16 protein-coding genes are annotated in these 17,245 nt (G+C 61.6%); 6 read left to right on the forward strand and 10 right to left on the reverse strand.

Annotation, left to right across the window (positions count from 1 at the left end):
* Nucleotides 1-16: 16 nt before the first annotated feature.
* Genes L6Q67_RS00575 through L6Q67_RS00590 form a run of 4 tightly spaced genes read left to right on the forward strand, consistent with a single transcriptional unit; the run spans nt 17 to nt 4,034 of the window.
* Complete coding sequence (locus L6Q67_RS00575; protein ID WP_296563620.1) at nt 17-802, forward strand: SPOR domain-containing protein; 786 nt, start codon at nt 17-19, stop codon at nt 800-802.
* 13 nt (nt 803-815) lie between these two features.
* Nucleotides 816-1,307, forward strand: a complete 492-nt coding sequence (locus tag L6Q67_RS00580) for a CvpA family protein (protein WP_296563623.1) — start codon at nt 816-818, stop codon at nt 1,305-1,307.
* Nucleotides 1,308-1,317: 10 nt separating this feature from the next.
* The gene (purF, locus tag L6Q67_RS00585; RefSeq protein ID WP_296563625.1) at nt 1,318-2,847 is read left to right on the forward strand and encodes an amidophosphoribosyltransferase; all 1,530 of its coding nucleotides are present in this window, start codon (nt 1,318-1,320) and stop codon (nt 2,845-2,847) included.
* Complete coding sequence (locus tag L6Q67_RS00590) at nt 2,844-4,034, forward strand: O-succinylhomoserine sulfhydrylase (protein ID WP_296563628.1); 1,191 nt, start codon at nt 2,844-2,846, stop codon at nt 4,032-4,034. Before purF ends, L6Q67_RS00590 begins: the two co-directional genes overlap by 4 nt.
* A 6-nt stretch (nt 4,035-4,040) precedes the next feature.
* Here the strand turns inward: L6Q67_RS00590 and L6Q67_RS00595 are convergent, their stop codons facing one another.
* From L6Q67_RS00595 to L6Q67_RS00615, 5 genes are read right to left on the reverse strand one after another with little or no spacing between them, the layout of a single operon-like run.
* Nucleotides 4,041-4,778, reverse strand: coding sequence for a UDP-2,3-diacylglucosamine diphosphatase (locus L6Q67_RS00595; RefSeq protein WP_296563631.1), 738 nt, complete (start codon nt 4,776-4,778; stop codon nt 4,041-4,043).
* 26 nt (nt 4,779-4,804) lie between these two features.
* A complete protein-coding gene (locus tag L6Q67_RS00600) occupies nt 4,805-5,299 on the reverse strand; it encodes a peptidylprolyl isomerase (RefSeq protein WP_296563636.1) in 495 nt (164 codons plus the stop codon).
* A 27-nt stretch (nt 5,300-5,326) separates the two neighbouring features.
* Nucleotides 5,327-5,896: a peptidylprolyl isomerase gene (locus L6Q67_RS00605; RefSeq protein ID WP_296563662.1), complete on the reverse strand. Its 570-nt coding sequence runs from the start codon at nt 5,894-5,896 to the stop codon at nt 5,327-5,329.
* A 32-nt stretch (nt 5,897-5,928) separates the two neighbouring features.
* A complete protein-coding gene (locus L6Q67_RS00610) occupies nt 5,929-7,125 on the reverse strand; it encodes a L,D-transpeptidase family protein (protein ID WP_296563666.1) in 1,197 nt (398 codons plus the stop codon).
* Nucleotides 7,125-8,249, reverse strand: coding sequence for a tetratricopeptide repeat protein (locus L6Q67_RS00615; RefSeq protein WP_296563668.1), 1,125 nt, complete (start codon nt 8,247-8,249; stop codon nt 7,125-7,127). The genes L6Q67_RS00610 and L6Q67_RS00615 overlap by 1 nt, the downstream gene beginning before the upstream one ends.
* A gap of 217 nt (nt 8,250-8,466) precedes the next feature.
* On the opposite strand from L6Q67_RS00615, the gene cysS reads away from it, so the two are divergent.
* A complete protein-coding gene (cysS, locus tag L6Q67_RS00620; RefSeq protein WP_296565172.1) occupies nt 8,467-9,849 on the forward strand; it encodes a cysteine--tRNA ligase in 1,383 nt (460 codons plus the stop codon).
* A gap of 85 nt (nt 9,850-9,934) precedes the next feature.
* Here cysS and L6Q67_RS00625 read toward each other — a convergent pair whose 3' ends face one another.
* The 4 genes from L6Q67_RS00625 to grpE form a co-directional block, all read right to left on the reverse strand.
* Nucleotides 9,935-11,089 carry an ABC transporter substrate-binding protein gene (locus tag L6Q67_RS00625; RefSeq protein WP_296563671.1) on the reverse strand — a complete coding sequence of 385 codons (1,155 nt, stop codon included), beginning with the start codon at nt 11,087-11,089 and terminating at the stop codon, nt 9,935-9,937.
* Between the two features lie 145 nt (nt 11,090-11,234).
* Nucleotides 11,235-12,368 (reverse strand): molecular chaperone DnaJ, encoded by a 1,134-nt coding sequence (gene dnaJ / locus L6Q67_RS00630; RefSeq protein WP_296563674.1) that lies wholly within the window; start codon nt 12,366-12,368, stop codon nt 11,235-11,237.
* Between the two features lie 114 nt (nt 12,369-12,482).
* The gene (gene dnaK, locus L6Q67_RS00635; protein WP_296563677.1) at nt 12,483-14,414 is read right to left on the reverse strand and encodes a molecular chaperone DnaK; all 1,932 of its coding nucleotides are present in this window, start codon (nt 14,412-14,414) and stop codon (nt 12,483-12,485) included.
* A 95-nt stretch (nt 14,415-14,509) separates the two neighbouring features.
* Complete coding sequence (grpE, locus tag L6Q67_RS00640) at nt 14,510-15,100, reverse strand: nucleotide exchange factor GrpE (protein ID WP_296563680.1); 591 nt, start codon at nt 15,098-15,100, stop codon at nt 14,510-14,512.
* A gap of 161 nt (nt 15,101-15,261) precedes the next feature.
* On the opposite strand from grpE, the gene L6Q67_RS00645 reads away from it, so the two are divergent.
* Entirely contained in the window at nt 15,262-16,623 is a 1,362-nt protein-coding gene (locus L6Q67_RS00645) for a serine/threonine-protein kinase (RefSeq protein ID WP_296563683.1), read from the forward strand.
* Nucleotides 16,624-16,648: 25 nt separating this feature from the next.
* Here the strand turns inward: L6Q67_RS00645 and trxC are convergent, their stop codons facing one another.
* On the reverse strand, nt 16,649-17,092 hold the full coding sequence (gene trxC, locus L6Q67_RS00650) for a thioredoxin TrxC (RefSeq protein ID WP_296563685.1): 444 nt from the start codon (nt 17,090-17,092) through the stop codon (nt 16,649-16,651).
* Nucleotides 17,093-17,245: the final 153 nt, after the last annotated feature.

Consider the following 17,245-nt stretch of genomic DNA (forward strand, 5'->3'; position numbering starts at 1 on the left):
TTGGTATAGCAGCAAGATGGCGGACAACGATTCCCAGGTTGACCTCAAGAAGCGCGCCCGCAGGCGCCTCGTCGGATCCGCTGCGCTCGCCCTCGCGGCAGCCATCGTCCTTCCGATGGTGATGGATCATGAGCCTCGCACGCCCTTGCAGGACGTTCAGATTCGCATCCCCGGTCAGGAAGGCAGCAACTTCACATCCCGCGTGATCACTGGCAAGGGGCCGACGCCGAGCCAGCCTGTTGCGGGTGCCGTGGCTGAGGAGACCGCGCCTCCTATTGTGGATGACGTCGCGCGTCGCAAGTCTGAGCCTGAGGCGGACAGCCCGGTGTTCAAGCCGGGCGAGGAGCTCATTCCTCCTCCCCGCAAGGTGGATCAGCCCAAGGCAGATGCCCGGGCCGAAGTGCCTTCCAAACCAGATCCCAAACTTGAAGCTGCAAAGCAGAAAGAGAAAGAGCGGGAGAAGGAGCGTGATCGGGAACGCGAGCGGGAGAAGGAAAGAGAGAAGGAGAAGGCCCAGGCTGAGGCTGCTCGTGCGAAGGCACTGCTTGCAGGCACCACTCCGAAGGCGAGTGGCCCGGACAGCCCCCACGTGGTGTCGCTCGGAGCCTATCGCGAGGCCTCCAACGTTGCCGGACTCCGTGCCAAGTTGAAGGCCGAGGGCTATTCTTCTTACGTGGAGCCCCTGGGCGACAAGGTGCGGGTTCGGGCCGGGCCGTTTCCGAACAAGGCTGCTGCCGACAAAGCTGCAGCACGGATCAGCAAGATCCTGGGCGTTTCTGCGTCCGTGGCGGCCAAACCCTGACAGCGTCTGACACTTGAACGGTCTTGATTACGCCCTTCTGGGCCTGCTGGGATTGTCGGCTGTGCTGGGTTTCTGGCGTGGCCTGCTATCCGAGATCGTGGCATTGGGTGCCTGGATATTGGCGTTTTTCACGGCTAGGGCGTTCATGTCCGACGTTCAGCCGTATACCTCCACCTGGGTCAAGGAGCCCATGCTCCAGGGCGCGGCAGCTTTTCTGCTGGTGTTTGTCGCCATCCTGATTGTGGTGGCGCTGGTGCGTTGGTTGTTGAGTGAGTTGATTCGGGCTGCCGGACTGGGTATCGCAGACCGTTTCCTGGGTGCCTGTTTCGGCTTGATGCGTGGTGGCGTGATCGTTTTTGCAGTGGCCTTGCTCGTCGGCATCGGCGGCTTTGCCAAGGAGGCGTGGTGGCAGGCGGCCCAGTTGTCGGCCCCCCTCGAAACCGCTGTGATGGCTTCCAGACCGTGGCTCCCCGAGCTTCTGGCAAATAGACTTAGATACCGATAGGTGGTTTGAAATGTGTGGGATTCTGGGCGTAGTAGCGACGACACCCGTCAATCAGCTTCTTTATGATGGTCTGCAGGTGCTTCAGCACCGGGGGCAGGACGCGGCCGGCATTGCCACTGCCGAGGGCGGAAAGTTCCACATGCACAAGGCCTCCGGTCTTGTTCGTGATGCGTTTCGCACGCGCAACATGCGTGACCTGCCGGGCAACTGGGGGATTGCACATGTCCGTTACCCTACCGCTGGTTCGGCTTCGGCTGCCGCAGAAGCGCAGCCTTTCTATGTGAATTCGCCTTTCGGGCTGATGTTGGCCCATAACGGCAACCTCACCAACTCCGAAGAGCTCAAGCGGGAGATGTTCCTCTCCGACCTGCGGCACATCAACACCAACTCGGATTCGGAAGTGTTGCTCAATGTGCTGGCCCATGAGTTGCAGGCCGCAGCCAAGAGCTTCCGTCTGGACGAAGAAACCGTGTTCACGGCAGTTGCAGGTGTGCATCGCCGTTGCCGTGGTGCCTATGCCACGGTCGCCATGATCTCCGGAACCGGCCTGCTGGCCTTCCGTGATCCTTACGGCATCCGGCCGTTGGTCATCGGGCGCAATGACACGCCCAAGGGTACCGAATGGCTGGTGGCGTCCGAGAGCGTGGCCCTTGATGTGATGGGCTTCAAGCTCGTCCGCGATGTGGCTCCGGGCGAGGCCATCCTGATCGATACGGAAGGCCGCTTCCATAGCCGCCAGTGCGCGAGCCACACGGTACATGCGCCCTGCATGTTCGAGTTTGTCTATCTCGCCCGTCCGGATTCGCTGATCGACGGGATCTCGGTGTACGACGCACGTATCAAGATGGGCGAGTTCCTTGCGCGCAAGCTGCGTTCCACGATGCCGCACCTGAAGGTGGATGTGGTCATTCCCATCCCCGACTCCAGTCGCCCGTCGGCCATGGAAATGGCCCATCAGTTGAACGTCCCTTATCGTGAGGGGTTCGTCAAGAACCGCTACATCGGCCGCACCTTCATCATGCCGGGGCAGGCCATCCGGCGTAAATCGGTGCGTCAGAAGCTCAATACCATCCATCAGGAATTCAAGGGCAAGAACGTGCTGCTGGTGGACGACTCCATCGTGCGAGGTACCACCAGCCGCGAGATTGTCCAGATGGCCCGGGATGCAGGTGCAAGCAAGGTCTTCATGGCCTCCGCGGCACCTCCCGTGCGTTACGCCAACGTGTATGGTATCGACATGCCGACCAAGGGCGAGCTGATTGCGAGCGACCGCACCGAGGAAGAGATCTGCGCCGAGATCGGTGCCGATGCCCTGATCTACCAGGATCTGGATGACCTGAAGCTGGCTGTTCAGGCAATCAATCCGGCCATTTCGGTGTTCGAAACCTCCTGTTTCGATGGTTTCTACGTAACCGGTGACGTCACGCAGGAATACCTCACCGGGGTTGAATCCCTGCGTAACGATGCGGCTGGCAAGCCTGTCAACGAGGATGGCGGTGGTCAGATGGACCTCAATCTTGTGTCCCGGAGCGAAAGTTGAGCCAGCATCCCAAGGAAGGGCTGGATCTCGATACCCTGGCCGTCCGGTCGGGGATCGAGCGTAGCCAGTTCAACGAGCATTCCGAAGCCCTGTACCTTACGTCCAGCTTCGTCTTCGAGAGCGCCGCCCAGGCGGCGGCGCGTTTCTCGGGTGAAGAGGAGGGGAACGTCTACGCCCGCTTCACCAATCCCACCGTTACGGCGATGCAGCAGCGTCTGGCGGCCCTTGAAGGGGCCGAGGCCTGCGTGGCCACGGCCTCGGGTATGGCTGCAATCATGTCGACCGTGATGGCGTTGCTCAGCGCCGGTGACCATATCGTTGCGTCGCGCGGCCTGTTCGGTGCAACGCAACAGCTGTTCGGTAACATCCTTTCCCGCTTCGGTATCGAAACGACCTTCGTGCCGGCGACCGACCTGGATGCCTACCGTGCTGCGGTGACGCCGAAGACACGCTTGTTCTTTGTCGAGTCCCCGTCGAACCCGCTTACCGAACTGGTGGATATCCCGGCCGTGGCCGCGATTGCGCACGAGGCTGGCGTGCTGCTGGCAGTGGACAATTGCTTCTGTTCGCCGGCCCTGCAGCAGCCCCTCAAGCTGGGCGCCGATCTGGTGATCCACTCCGCCACCAAGTATCTGGACGGTCAGGGGCGGGTGCTGGGTGGCGCGGTATGTGGCAGCAAGGCCTTGGTGGACGAAGTGTTCAAATTCCTGCGCACTGCAGGTCCGTGCATTTCGCCGTTCAATGCCTGGGTGATCCTGAAGGGGCTTGAAACCTTGCGCATCCGCATGGAAGCCCAGTCTGCTGCGGCGCTGGAGCTGGCCCGCTGGCTCGAGGCCCAACCCCAGGTGGCCCGCGTGTATTACCCGGGTTTGCCATCGCACCCGCAGCACGAATTGGCGTGTCGGCAGCAGAGCAGCGGCGGTGCGATTGTCAGCTTCGAGGTGCGCGGTGGGCGCGAAGAGGCCTGGAAGGTGGTGGATGCGACCCGTATCGTGTCGATTACCGCCAATCTTGGGGATACCAAGACCACCTTGACCCATCCGGCGTCGACAACCCACGGGCGCATCTCCGCGGAAGCACGTGAAGCCTCGGGGATTCTTGAAAGTCTGCTGCGTGTTGCGGTGGGACTGGAGTCGGTGGATGACCTGAAGGCCGATCTGGCCCGTGGTCTGGCGCTTATCGCCTGAGCAAGTTCATGCAAGGGGCTGGCGGGACAAGCTTCCGTCAGCCCAGACGAGCACTTCTCCGCTCGCCTTTCCCGCTTCTTCCCTCCAGTCGGCCAGCACCCAGCGTTCGCAGCTGTGACCATCCACGTCAAGGTGGTGGAGGGCGGGCCGATGGGTATGGCCGTGAATCAGGCCGGGATAGCCATGTTCGCGGAGAAGGGCGGCGATGGCCTCTTCATTCGCATCCATGATCTCGGCGCTCTTGCCTGCCTTGGCGGCTTCGCTTTTCTGGCGTACGCCCGCGATGAAGTGTTTGCGGGCGGCAAGGGGCTGGCTCAGAAACTGTGCCTGATAGGCCGGGGTACGGACTTGCGCGCGAAAGGCCTGGTAGGCCACATCATCGGTGCATAGGCTGTCGCCATGACACAGCAGCACAGCCTGGGGGCCGAGATGAATCAGTGAGGGCTCGGGCAAGATCTCGAGCCTGGCCCGGCGGGCAAAATCGGCGCCGATCAGGAAGTCCCGGTTGCCGGGCATGAAATGGATGCGGGTGCCACCGTCGGCAAGCGCAGCCAGTTGTCGTGCCAGATCGCCGTTCAGGGGGTCGTCCTGATCGTCGTCCCCCGCCCAGTACTCGTAGAGATCACCCAGGATGTAGAGTGACTCGGCATTCCGGGCCGGGCCGGCGAGATAGCGCTCGAAGACCGCAGTCAGTGCGGGGCGGTCGACCGTGAGATGCAGGTCGGAAATGAAATGAACTTGCATGCGTCTCGCGCCCCTGGTGAGCCGGTTTAGATGATCTCTGCGCTCTGGATGACCACGTCTTCCTTGGGGACATCCTGATGGAAGCCGCTGGTGCCTGTCTTTACGCCCTTGATCTTCTCGACCACATCCATGCCTTCGCTGACCTTGCCGAAGACACAGTAGCCCCAGCCCTGCATGTCGGGGGAGCGATGGTTGAGGAACTCGTTGTCGGCAACGTTGATGAAGAACTGGGCGGTGGCCGAGTGGGGGGCGTTGGTACGGGCCATGGCGATGGTGCCGGCATCGTTCTTGAGGCCGTTGTTGGCTTCATTCTGGATGGGCTCGCCACAGGGCTTCTGCTTCATGCCCGGCTCGAAGCCGCCACCCTGGATCATGAAACCGTTGATCACACGATGGAAAACGGTGTTGTTGTAGTGGCCGGCTTCCACGTAGGCCAGAAAGTTCTTGACCGTTTCGGGGGCTTTTTCGGCATCCAGTTCGAGAACAATGTCGCCGTGATTGGTGGTGAGTTTGACAGCCATGGGGTGCTCCTGTTGGAAAGGGGATCGTTATTTGGCAGCTTTTTCGGGCAGCTGGCGGGCCGATTCAATGGTGATCGGAGTCGCGGGAACGTCCCGATGGAAGCCTCGGGTGGTCGTCGGCTCCTTGCCGATCTTGCGGACCACGTCCATGCCTTCCGTCACCTTGCCGAAAACGGTGTAGCCCCAGCCGTCCGGGGACGGGTAGTTGAGGGACCGGTTGTCTTCAAGGTTGATGAAGAACTGGGCCGTGGCCGAGTGCGGATTCTGGGTGCGGGCCATGGCGATGGTGCCCGCATCGTTCTTGAGGCCGTTCTTGCCTTCGTTCTCGACCGGGGCACGCGTCGCCTTTTCTTCCATGGCGCTGTTCATGCCACCGCCCTGGATCATGAAGCCGTTGATCACCCGGTGAAAGATCAGGCCGTTGTAATGGCCGCTCTTCACATATTCGAGAAAGTTGGCGACGGTCTTGGGCGCCTTTTCGGGGTAGAGCTCGAGGACGACGTTGCCAGCGCTGGTCTTCAGTTCGACCAGGGGATTCGCGGCTGCAGCGAGGAGAGCGTGGCCAGCCAGTGCGGCGGCAAGGAGGAGTTTCTTCATGGGAGTCCTGTGTTGTTTGGCGAGGTGCGCGGTCAGGCGAAGCCTTCGTAGATGATCTTCCAGCGACCACCTTCCTTGATCCAGTACTGACGCTTCTTCAGGACGTTGGAGAGGTTGTTGCTGCGGTAATCCTGTTCAAAGGTGACGACAATCATGTCCTCCTTGCCCGGGTTGCGGAAGACGCTGAGCTTGCTCAGCTCGACCTTGACCCAGGACTTGCTTGCGGCCACCTGGTGCTTCTGTCTGGACCACAGGGAGAAATCCCCTTCGTTGTTGCGGAAGGAGCGGGAATAGTGGGAAAGGTAGCGATCCACATCGCGACTCTCCCAGTCCTTGCGCCAGGCTTCGATTTCGCGGTTGAGGGCGGTGCGTTCGCTTGCCCAGTCGTCAAGGCTCAGCCATTCGATGGTGTTGCTGATGATGACCGGCGTAAGCCCGACTTGAAGGTAACCGGAAAGGGCGTCCAGATCCTGGTTGGTCAGCACCACGCAGCCATCGGAGGCGCGAGGAGGGCGGGAATAGGTGTCGCTGGGGGTGCCGTGCAGCCAGATGCCGTGCCCGTTACGCCCCTGCTGCCTGTCCCACTCGTTGGGGTAATTGATCGGAAAGGCGCCGCTGCCGTAGAAGTCGGAAAGCTTCTGGCGCGGCAGATTGGCAGTGACGTGATAAACGCCTACCGGCGTGCGCTTGTCGCCCTCTCGGGTCTTTTCTGCACCGAGCTTGCCGTGGGCAATGTAGTAATCCGCCACGAAGCGCGGGCGTCCGCCATCGTTCTGATAGATGTAAAGCCGGGAGCGCTGGGTGTCCACCACAATCGCAAACTTCTGATCGGGCTCCATCTGCAGCAGGTAGCGCGGGACGTAATTGCTCGGTGGACGGTTGCGGTAGGCCTTGAGGCGGGCAACAGCCTCTTCACGCAGATCGGCGAGCTTTTCTGCCGGTGCATCCGGCGATCCGCCAAAGGCGCTCAAGGGGCGCGTGCGGGCGAGGAGCAGGTCGCCACGGATCAGGTGTGCAAGACGGAAGTTGGGGTAGCGCACCAGGAGTGCATCCACCTTTTTAAGGGCTTCGTCCGTCTTGCGTTGCTCGATGGCGCGGATCACCTCGCCCAGGGCGACGTCCGCGTCGGCGACGGACGCACCCACACCGCCCGAGCCGGAGGCTGCGAGAGAAATACATGTAAGGGCCAGAGCCAGCCCCGAGCGCAAGGCGACCCGCAAACGGTGCATCAACCGCCGACCCGCTCCTGCTGGATCACCCACTTGCCGTCCTGATTGATGAGGTTGAGTGTCTTGTTGGAAGACGTGGACAGGTTTGCGGAGCGATAGTGCTGACGAAGTTTGACGGTGGCGCGATCACCGTTGACGGAGACGACCTTGACGTTCTCCAGGTCGACTTCGATGGTCCCCGGCTTGGTGAGGCGCTGGGTGCGCTCCTCTTCCCAGGCCTTGCGGTTCAGGCCCTTGGGCGGCTCGAAATCACGGGCGTAGTGCCCGAGATAGGATCTCACGTCCTTGCGTGCCCACGAACCGGCCCAGCTCTGCACCGCCTTTGAGATGGCTGCGGCCTGGGGTGGCGTTTCGTCCTTGGGCTCGGGGCGCTTGGCGACCGGCTTGGGTTCTTCCTTGACGACCGGTGCGGGGGCCGGGGCGGAAGCGGGGGCTGCTGCGACCGCAGGCTTGGTCGAGGCGACCACGGCAGGCGCTTGGGCCGGGGTGGCAGTTGCAGGGGCGGGAGCGGGCTTGGCCGGAGCCGGTGGCACCACAGCTGGCGTCGGGGCGGAAGGTTTGGGCGCTGCGACAGGGGCTGCTGCGACGGCCGGTGCTGCCGGTCGGCCGGGCTTGCCACCCGAGACGCTGATCATTTCCCGGATGAGGGCGAGCTTGTTCTGGGCCGCCACGTTCGACGAGTCCAGGGCGAGGGCCTTGTCGTAGGCCTGGCTTGCCAGACGGGCGTAGATGTCACCGAGATTTTCGTGGGCCGTGGCGTAGCTCGGATGGGTCCGGATGGCCATTTCGAGCGCGTTGCGTGCCTTGTCGTACTGGCGCTGCTGGGCATACAGAACGGCGAGGTTGTTATAGGGCTCGGGGAGCTCTGGATAATCCTCGGTCAGCTTCTGGAACACAACGATCGCTTCGGCGCCACGATTGAGTTCGGAGAGCACGACACCCTTGAGAAAGCGCACCTGAGCGTCCCGCGGCTTGGAGGCGAGCATGCTGTCGGCGCGTTCGAGGGCCTGGGAGAACTGCCCCTGTTTGACCAGGGCTTGCAGATCCTGGATGGGGTCGGCCCGGACAGGGCTGCAGATCAGACTTGCGAGTAGCAGGGAGGCGGCCAGGGCTCGTTTTGACATGTGATATGATTCGCCAGCGCGCGCGGGCACGCGGAGGCTGTTGTTTTCAGGTTGATTGCCAGCTGCGTATTTTATCAAGAAGCTCCGCTGCCTACCATGAGCGCCTCCCGGTTTCTTCGATCGCGGCCCCGTGAGCCGCGCAGTGCCTGCAGGGCCGCCACGCAGTGCGGTCGTACAGTCAAATTCTCCATCCTACGGTTTCAGTGCGGTCTCTCTCATGTTGAAAATTCATAACTCCCTTTCGCGCAAGAAGGAGCAGTTCACCCCCATCGAGCCCGGCAAGGTCCGCATGTATGTCTGCGGAATGACTGTCTATGATTATTGCCATCTGGGGCATGCACGGGTGATGGTGGTGTTCGACATGGTGGTGCGCTGGTTGCGGTCGAGCGACTACACGGTGACTTATGTCCGCAACATCACCGACATCGATGACAAAATCATCAAGCGTGCGGGTGAGAACGGGGAGAGCATCCGGGCCCTGACCGACCGCTTCATTGCCGCGATGCATGAGGATGCGGATGCACTGGGGGTTCAGCGCCCCGACCATGAGCCCCGTGCGACCGAGTACGTGGAGCCGATGCAAAAGCTGATCTCGGAGCTCGTCGGGCATGGGCTCGCCTACAAGGCGGACAACGAGGACGTTTGCTTTGCGGTGCGCAAGTTTGATGGATACGGAAAGCTGTCCGGCAAGTCGCTGGATGAGTTGCGCGCGGGTGAGCGTGTTGAGGTGGCGGGCGGCAAGCAGGATCCCCTGGATTTTGTGCTCTGGAAGCATGCCCGGGTGGATGAGCCCGAAGAGGTCAAGTGGGCCTCACCCTGGGGGGTTGGCAGGCCTGGCTGGCACATCGAATGCTCGGCGATGAGTTCCGAGTTGCTCGGTGCGCAGTTCGACATCCATGGTGGCGGCGCCGATCTGCAGTTTCCCCACCATGAAAACGAGATTGCCCAGAGCGAAGGGGCACACCAGTGTTCCTTCGTGAATTACTGGATGCACAACGGGTTCGTGCGTGTGGACGATGAGAAGATGTCCAAGAGCCTGGGCAATTTCTTCACCATCCGCGACGTGCTCAAGGAATACGCACCAGAGGTGGTACGTTTCTTCATCCTGCGTGCCCACTACAGAAGCCCGCTCAACTATTCCGACGCCCACCTCGTGGATGCGCGCAATGCGCTTTCCCGTCTGTACACGGCCTTGCGCAATGTGCCGCCGACGGATCTGCCCGCAGTGGATTGGTCGGCGCCCATGGCGGCCCGCTTCAAGCTCGCCATGGACGACGATTTCAACACGGCGGAGGCGCTGGCTGTTCTCTTTGATCTGGCAGCCGAGGTGAATCGGAGCCAGTCTGCCGAAGTGGCTGGCCTGCTCAAGGCCTTGGGCAAGGTATTGGGTTTGCTGGAGCAGGAGCCCACCGCGTTCCTGCAGGGCGGCGCTGACAGTTCGGGCGACGATACGGCCGCGATCGAAGCCCGGATCGAGGCACGGATCTCCGCCAAGAAGGCGCGCAATTTTGCCGAAGCCGACCGTATCCGTGCCGAATTGCTGGCTGAGGGTATTGCCCTGGAGGACACGGCCCAGGGGACGATCTGGCGCCGTGCCTGATCTTCACTGAAGCACTTTCCCGCGTTGAAAATGAATAAGGCCACCTGGAGTGGCCTTATTTACGTTCATGGGCTGGTGGTGTGCGTCAACGCAGCACGCGTCCATCCCGACCCAGCACGGTCAGGTCAACAAAGCGTGAGCCGTTGTGGCTGGCGGGGGAGTAGCTGATCCGATAGCCGCCGAGGTCGAAATTACCGCCCTCCAGGGTGCTGACCAGCTTTTCGCGGGTGGGGTCCTTGCCCACCTTCTTAAGGGCCTCGCCCATCAGTTTTGCATTCAGAAAGCCCTCTATGCCGTAGTAGCTGTAATTGCTGTGCTTGGCATAGGCCTGAATGGCCTTGTGGTACTCCTTGACCACCGGGGTGGTGTCGTTCCAGGGATAAGGCATCACCTGGGAAATGCCGATCCCATGCGCGTCCTTTGCGCCCATCTCGGCGACCAGCAGGTCTGCACCAATCGGCGATAGCGTGGAAAACTGGGGCGCCTGACCGGCCTTGCGCATTTGCCGGACAAATTCGGCTGTAGGTTTATAGAGCGTGGCCATGATGACCGCCTGGGGATTGCCCTTGGCGATCTGGGTGACGGCGGACGCGACGTCGAGGGAATTGCGCTCTACCGAGCCAACGGCAACAGGCTTGAGCTTGTGGCGGGCTAGGGTTGCGACCACGCCATCCAGTCCGGATTTGCCGAACCCATCGTTTTGATAGAACACGGCGATCTGGGTGATGCCGAGGCCAACCAGGTGGTTGACGATGGCCTCTGTTTCGTCGGCGTAGCTGGCGCGCAGGTGGAACATGTAGCGGTTCACCGGGGTGCGCAGGGAGCCGGCGCCGCTGATGGTGCCCAGGAGTGGAACCCGTGCTTCAGAAAAGACTTTCATGGCCTCCGTGGTGGGGGAGGAGCCGTAATACGCCATCAGGGCAAAGATCTTCTGCTCGTTGATGAGCTTGCGGGTGTTGGCGACTGCCTTTTCGGTCTCGTATCCATCATCCAGGGCGACGAGCTCCACCTTCTTGCCATGGATCCCGCCTGCCGCATTGAGTTGCGCAAAGTAAGCCATCGCGCCTTCCTTCATCTCCTTGCCGTAGGCGCCGTTGGGGCCGGAGAACGGGGCGGACATGCCCAGGGTGATGGTGCCCTCGCTGATACCCGGGTCGGCGGCCTGTGCGACCCCGCCGGCGGCAAACATCAGCCCGGTGCTCACGGTGGCGATCAGCGACTTGATGGAGTGGATAAGCATGATGGGCGCGGTTCTTGAGTGATGAGGATGCTGGCGGAGCCGAGTATAGGTTAAAAAGGAATGTGTTTCGCAAAAGACACTGGCCGCCGTTCCAGGAGCGGCGGCCAGCGCTATTTGTGTCGCAATGCAGCAATGCGGAGGTGTTTCAGGCGCTGAAGAAATCCTTCACCTTATCCATCCAGGATTTGGCTTTCGGATTGTGGCGCTCGGCATTGCTGGAGGCGATGTCATCGAACTCCCGCAGCAGTTCCTTCTGGCGGTCGGTCAGCTTGACCGGGGTCTCGACGATCACGTGAACCATCAGATCACCCGGGGCATGGCTGCGCACATTGCGGATCCCCTTGCCGCGCAGGCGGAATACCTTGGCGCTTTGGGTTTCTGCGGGGATACGGATGTTGGCGGCTCCGTCGAGGGTCGGGATCTCGATCTCGCCGCCCAGGGCTGCCGTGGTGAAGCTGATCGGCATCTCGCAATGCAGATCATCGCCATCGCGCTGGAAGACCGGGTGCTGCTTGATGTGGATCTCCACGTAGAGGTCGCCGGCCGGCCCGCCATTGACACCAGGTTCGCCGTGGCCTCCATGGCGCAGACGCATCCCGTCGTCAATGCCCGCGGGGATCTTGACCTCGAGGGTCTTCTGTCGCTTGACCCGGCCGGCACCGCCGCAGGAGGTGCAGGGCTCGGGGATGATGCGACCACTGCCGTGGCACTTGGGGCAGGTCTGCTGGATGGAGAAGAAGCCCTGCTGGATGCGGACCTGACCGGCTCCGCCGCAGGTGGGGCAGGTCTTGGGTTGCGTGCCGGGCTTGGCGCCGCTGCCGTGGCAGCTGTCGCACTCTTCCAGGGCCGGAATGCGGATGGTCTTCTCGGCGCCGCGGGCGGCTTCTTCCAGCGAGATCTCGAGGTTGTAGCGGAGGTCGGCGCCCCGATATACGTTGGAGCGGCCACGCCCGCCACCACCGCCACCGAAGATGTCACCGAAGATGTCGCCAAAGGCGTCGGCGAAGCCGTCGAAGCCCTGGCCGCCTCCACCGCCCCCGCCGCCCATGGATTGTTCCACCCCGGCGTGGCCGTAGCGGTCGTAGGCAGCGCGCTTGTTTGCGTCGGTCAGGATCTCGTAGGCTTCCTTGGCCTCCTTGAACTTGTCTTCCGCGTCCTTGTTGTCCGGATTGCGGTCCGGGTGGTACTTCATGGCCAGCTTGCGGTAGGCCTTTTTCAGTTCGTCCTCGGAGGCGTCACGATTGACGCCGAGGATCTCGTATAAATCCCGTTTCGCCATGTTTGGGTGCTCTGGCTATCTTGTGTAAAGGCCGAGCCGAGCGGTGCAGGGCGCACCAGCAGGGGCTCGGCCGGATCTGTCGGGTCGGCTGACCAGCTGTTCAGCCAGACAGGCTTACTTCTTGTCCTTCACCTCGGTGAATTCCGCGTCGACCACGTCCGGGTCGTTGGCCTTGGCACCGCCGGCAGAGGCGCCGGCACCGCCTGCAGCGCCACCAGCAGCTTCGGCCTGAGCCTGGGCGTAGATGTGCTCGCCGAGCTTCTGGCTGACGGCACCAAGAGCTTCGCTCTTGGCGTCGATGGCGGCCTTGTCGCCGGACTTGATGGCTTCTTCGGCTTCGGCAATCGCAGCTTCGATCTTGGCCTTGTCGTCACCGATCTTGTCGCCGTGCTCGGCCAGGGCCTTCTTCACGGAGTGCACCAGGGTGTCGAGCTGGTTACGGGCGTCGACCAGTTCGTGGGCCTTCTTGTCTTCCTCGGCGTGGGCCTCCGCGTCGCGCACCATGCGCTGGATCTCGTCATCGGACAGGCCGGAGTTGGCCTTGATGGTGATCTTGTTTTCCTTGCCGGTGGCCTTGTCCTTGGCGGACACGTGCAGGATGCCGTTGGCGTCGATGTCGAAGGTGACCTCGATCTGCGGCATGCCGCGGGGGGCCGGCGGAATGTCGGACAGGTTGAACTGACCCAGGCTCTTGTTGCCGGCGGCCATCTCGCGCTCGCCCTGCAGCACGTGGATGGTCACTGCAGACTGGTTGTCGTCGGCGGTGGAGAATACCTGCGAAGCCTTGGTCGGGATCGTGGTGTTCTTCTGGATCAGCTTGGTCATCACGCCGCCCAGGGTCTCGATGCCCAGGGACAGGGGGGACACGTCGAGCAGCAGCACGTCCTTGACCTCGCCCTGCAGCACGCCACCCTGGATGGAGGCGCCGACAGCCACGGCCTCGTCCGGGTTGACGTCACGGCGGGGGTCCTTGCCGAAGAACTCCTTGACCTTGTCGATGACCTTGGGCATGCGGGTCTGGCCGCCGACCAGGATCACGTCGTCGATGTCGGAGACCTTCACGCCGGCATCCTTGAGGGCCACACGGCAGGGCTCAATGGTGCGCTCGACCAAGTCTTCCACCAGGGATTCGAACTTGGCGCGGGTGATCTTGAGCGCCAGGTGCTTCGGGCCGGTGGCGTCTGCGGTGATGTAGGGCAGGTTGATCTCGGTCTGCTGGCCGGAGGACAGCTCGATCTTGGCTTTTTCAGCGGCTTCCTTGAGGCGCTGCAGGGCCAGCACGTCGTTCTTGAGATCGACACCCTGTTCCTTTTTGAACTCGGTGACGATGTAGTCAATGATGCGCTGGTCGAAGTCTTCACCGCCCAGGAAGGTGTCGCCGTTGGTGGCCAGCACTTCGAACTGGTGTTCGCCGTCGATGTCGGCGATTTCGATGATGGACACGTCGAAGGTGCCGCCGCCGAGGTCGAACACGGCGATCTTGGAGTCACCCGGTTTTTTGTCCATACCGAAGGCGAGGGCTGCAGCGGTGGGCTCATTGATGATCCGCTTGACTTCCAGACCGGCGATGCGGCCGGCGTCCTTGGTGGCCTGGCGCTGGCTGTCGTTGAAGTAGGCCGGTACGGTGATGACCGCTTCGGTGACTTCCTCGCCGAGGTAGTCTTCGGCGGTCTTCTTCATCTTGCGCAGCACTTCGGCGGACACCTGCGGCGGGGCAATCTTCTTGCCGCGCACTTCAACCCAGGCGTCGCCGTTGTCGGCCTTGGCGATGGTGAAGGGCATCAGGTCGATGTCCTTCTGCACTTCCTTCTCTTCGAAGCGGCGACCGATCAGGCGCTTGATGGCGTAGAGGGTGTTTCTGGCATTGGTGACGGCCTGGCGCTTGGCCGGCGCACCGCACAGGATCTCGCCATCGTCGGCGTAGGCGACGACGGACGGGGTGGTGCGTGCACCTTCGGAGTTTTCGATGACCTTGGGCTTGCCGCCTTCCATCACGGAAACGCAGCTGTTGGTGGTGCCGAGGTCGATACCGATGATCTTGCCCATGAGTTTTCCTTCAGTTCAATTCTGTTTGTCAGCGGGGCAGGCCATGTTTGCCGCCCCTTGGCTTGCTATCGAATATGGGGATGCTGACGCTGGTTTCAAGCGGCAGATTTTGCTTTTGAAACCACGACCAGTGCCGGGCGCATGGTGCGCTCGTTCAGCAGGTAGCCCTTCTGCAGCACCGTCAGGACGGTGTTCGGCTCACCATCGGCCTCGATTGCACTGATGGCCTGGTGTTTGTTGGGGTCGAATTTCTCACCAACCGGGTTCACCTCGGTCACGTTGGCGCTCTGGAATGCGGCCACCAACTGCTTGAGGGTGAGTTCGACACCTTCCTTGAGGCTTTCGAGGGTGGCGTTTTCGGTGGCCAGGGCGGCCTCAAGGCTGTCCTTGACTGGCAGCATGGCCTGGGCGAACTTGTCAGCGGCAAATTTGCCAGCCTTGACGATGTCCTCCTGAGCGCGGCGGCGGACGTTCTCTGTCTCGGCCTTTGCCCGTAGCCAGGCGTCGTGGTGTTCCAGGGCCTTCAGTTCGGCTTCGCGAAGCTGCTCGGCGAGGGAGGGGAGGGTGTCGATGCCCGCGGTATCCTCGGCGGTGATTTCAGCCGCAGCGCCCGTCTCGGCGATGTTCTCCGCCAGCTTGTCAGCAATCTTGTTTTCGGCGCCCAGCGTGGGGTCTTGGTCTTGCATGGGTAACGGCTCCTATTTTTGACTCGCAGTAGCTGGGGGCGCAGGATAAGATTTCAAGAGGGGGCGTGCATTGAAGCGGGAAAGTTCCCGTCTGACGTGTAAAATCCGGGAGTCCCGGCGCTGTCCGGTCATCGTTGGAACCTCTGCGGTGCAGGATGGGTATGGAAAATACACCTGAAAAAATCGGCAAGTACAAGCTGATCCGAGAGGTCGGTAGAGGTGCTACGGCTACGGTTTACCTTGCCGAGCACCCGCAGTACCCCGATCCCGTGGCCCTCAAGCTGGTGCGCTTCGACGACAAGGCAAAGGACGAGGCCAAGTGGAACCGGCGCCTGATGAAGCTCCTCCGTGCCGAGCGCGACGTATCCACCCGGCTGGATCACCCCAACATCATCAAGATCTTCGACACCACGGTTGAGAAGGATTACGCCTATATCGTGATGGAGTACTTTCCGGGGACAACCCTCGAACAGTACTGCTCGTTCCAGAATCTGCTTCCCCTCCATCGGGTGATCGGCATGATCTTCAAGTGCGCCATGGCCTTGGATTACGCCTACCGGCAGGGGATCGTGCACCGGGATATCAAGCCTGCAAACATCCTTGTGGATGATCAGGACAACGTCAAGATCACGGATTTCGGCCTGGCGCTCAATATCAGCAAGAAGAGCGCGTCCGATTCGACTTTCATCATGGGGGTGGGCTCGCCGGCCTACATGAGCCCCGAGCAGATCAAGGGCTATCCGCTCAACCAGAAGACCGACCTTTTTTCCCTGGGGGTTGTTCTTTTTCACATGCTTACTGGGCGCCTCCCATTCAGGGCAAAAAATCCGGCCCAGCTCATCTACAAGATCATCAACACGGAGCCGCCCCAGGTTTCCCAGATCAATTCCGAGCTTCCCGAGCAGCTCGACGGCGTGATCCGTCGCGCCCTCGAGAAGGATCTGTACTCGCGCTACAAGAACGGCGCCGACTTTGCCAAGGATCTGTCGGCAGTCCGGTACAAGATCCTGGATGACAATTCGGCGCCGGTGGACAACACCCGGTATTCGATACTGCGCAAGATGCCCTTCTTCACCGAGTTCGAAGATGTGGAGATCTGGGAAATCCTGCGCATCTCGCGCTGGCGCAAGGTTGAAGCCAATACCCTGCTGATCCGTGAGGGGGATTCGGACCAGCGCTTCGGGATCATCATCGAGGGGCGCGTCGAGATGTCGGTGGATGGACACCGGGTGTGCGAGCTGGCTTACGGCGAGGTGTTTGGCGAGCTGGCCTACCTGGATCAGCAGGACCATCGGCACACCTGTACCGCGGTCGCAACCACCGGGACCGTCTACCTCGAGATCAACCCATCGGCCCTGTCCCTGGCAACGGATGAGTGCCAGGATGCCTTCCGCACCCGACTCGTGACCATCGTTGCCCGTCGGCTGGGTCAGGCTTATCGGGAGCTCTCGAAGGACGGGCCGCCCGCAGAGCGGATTACCGTGAGTGGTTTCGGCATGGAGCTGCAGCTCGTCGACAACTGAATCCGGGGGCCGGATGCAGGCCTTTTCATTTTGACGGTGAATGGGCCTGCGCCCACCGCACGATGTCTGCACTTCCCATGGCGCCAGACTGCCGGGCGATTTCCCTGCCTCGGTGAATCAGCACGAGGGTCGGGATGCTGCGGATGGCGAATTGCGCCGCGATCTCTCCGAACGCTTCCGTATTGAGTTTTCCCAATCGAAGCAGCGGCTCCAGAGTGCCGGCTGCCGCTGAAAATGCCGGCGCCATGGTTCTGCACGGCCCGCACCAGGGCGCCCAGAAGTCCACCAGCAGCGGTAGATCGCCACGCAGGGCATGTGTTTCGAAGTTGGCTGCGGTCAGCTCGACAGGGAGCCCCTCGAAGAGCGCTTTCTTGCAGCGTCCGCAGTTGCCGTGATCATGCAAGCGTGTGGCTGGAATGCGGTTCAGGGCAGCGCAGTGCGGGCAGGGGATGAGCAGGCTGTCGGTCATTGTCGTCTCTCTGGAAGTCCAGCTGCAGATGTGGGGTGGAGGCAGTACCCTTTCAAGGGGCAGGTCTGTTCCGATGCGCGAACGCGGCTGTGAACTGGGCTCTAAAGTTTCCAAGAAACCGGCCGAAATCCCTCCTGAAGCCGCGATATCTTC

Source organism: Zoogloea sp. (assembly GCF_023150065.1).
Taxonomy (GTDB): domain Bacteria; phylum Pseudomonadota; class Gammaproteobacteria; order Burkholderiales; family Rhodocyclaceae; genus Zoogloea.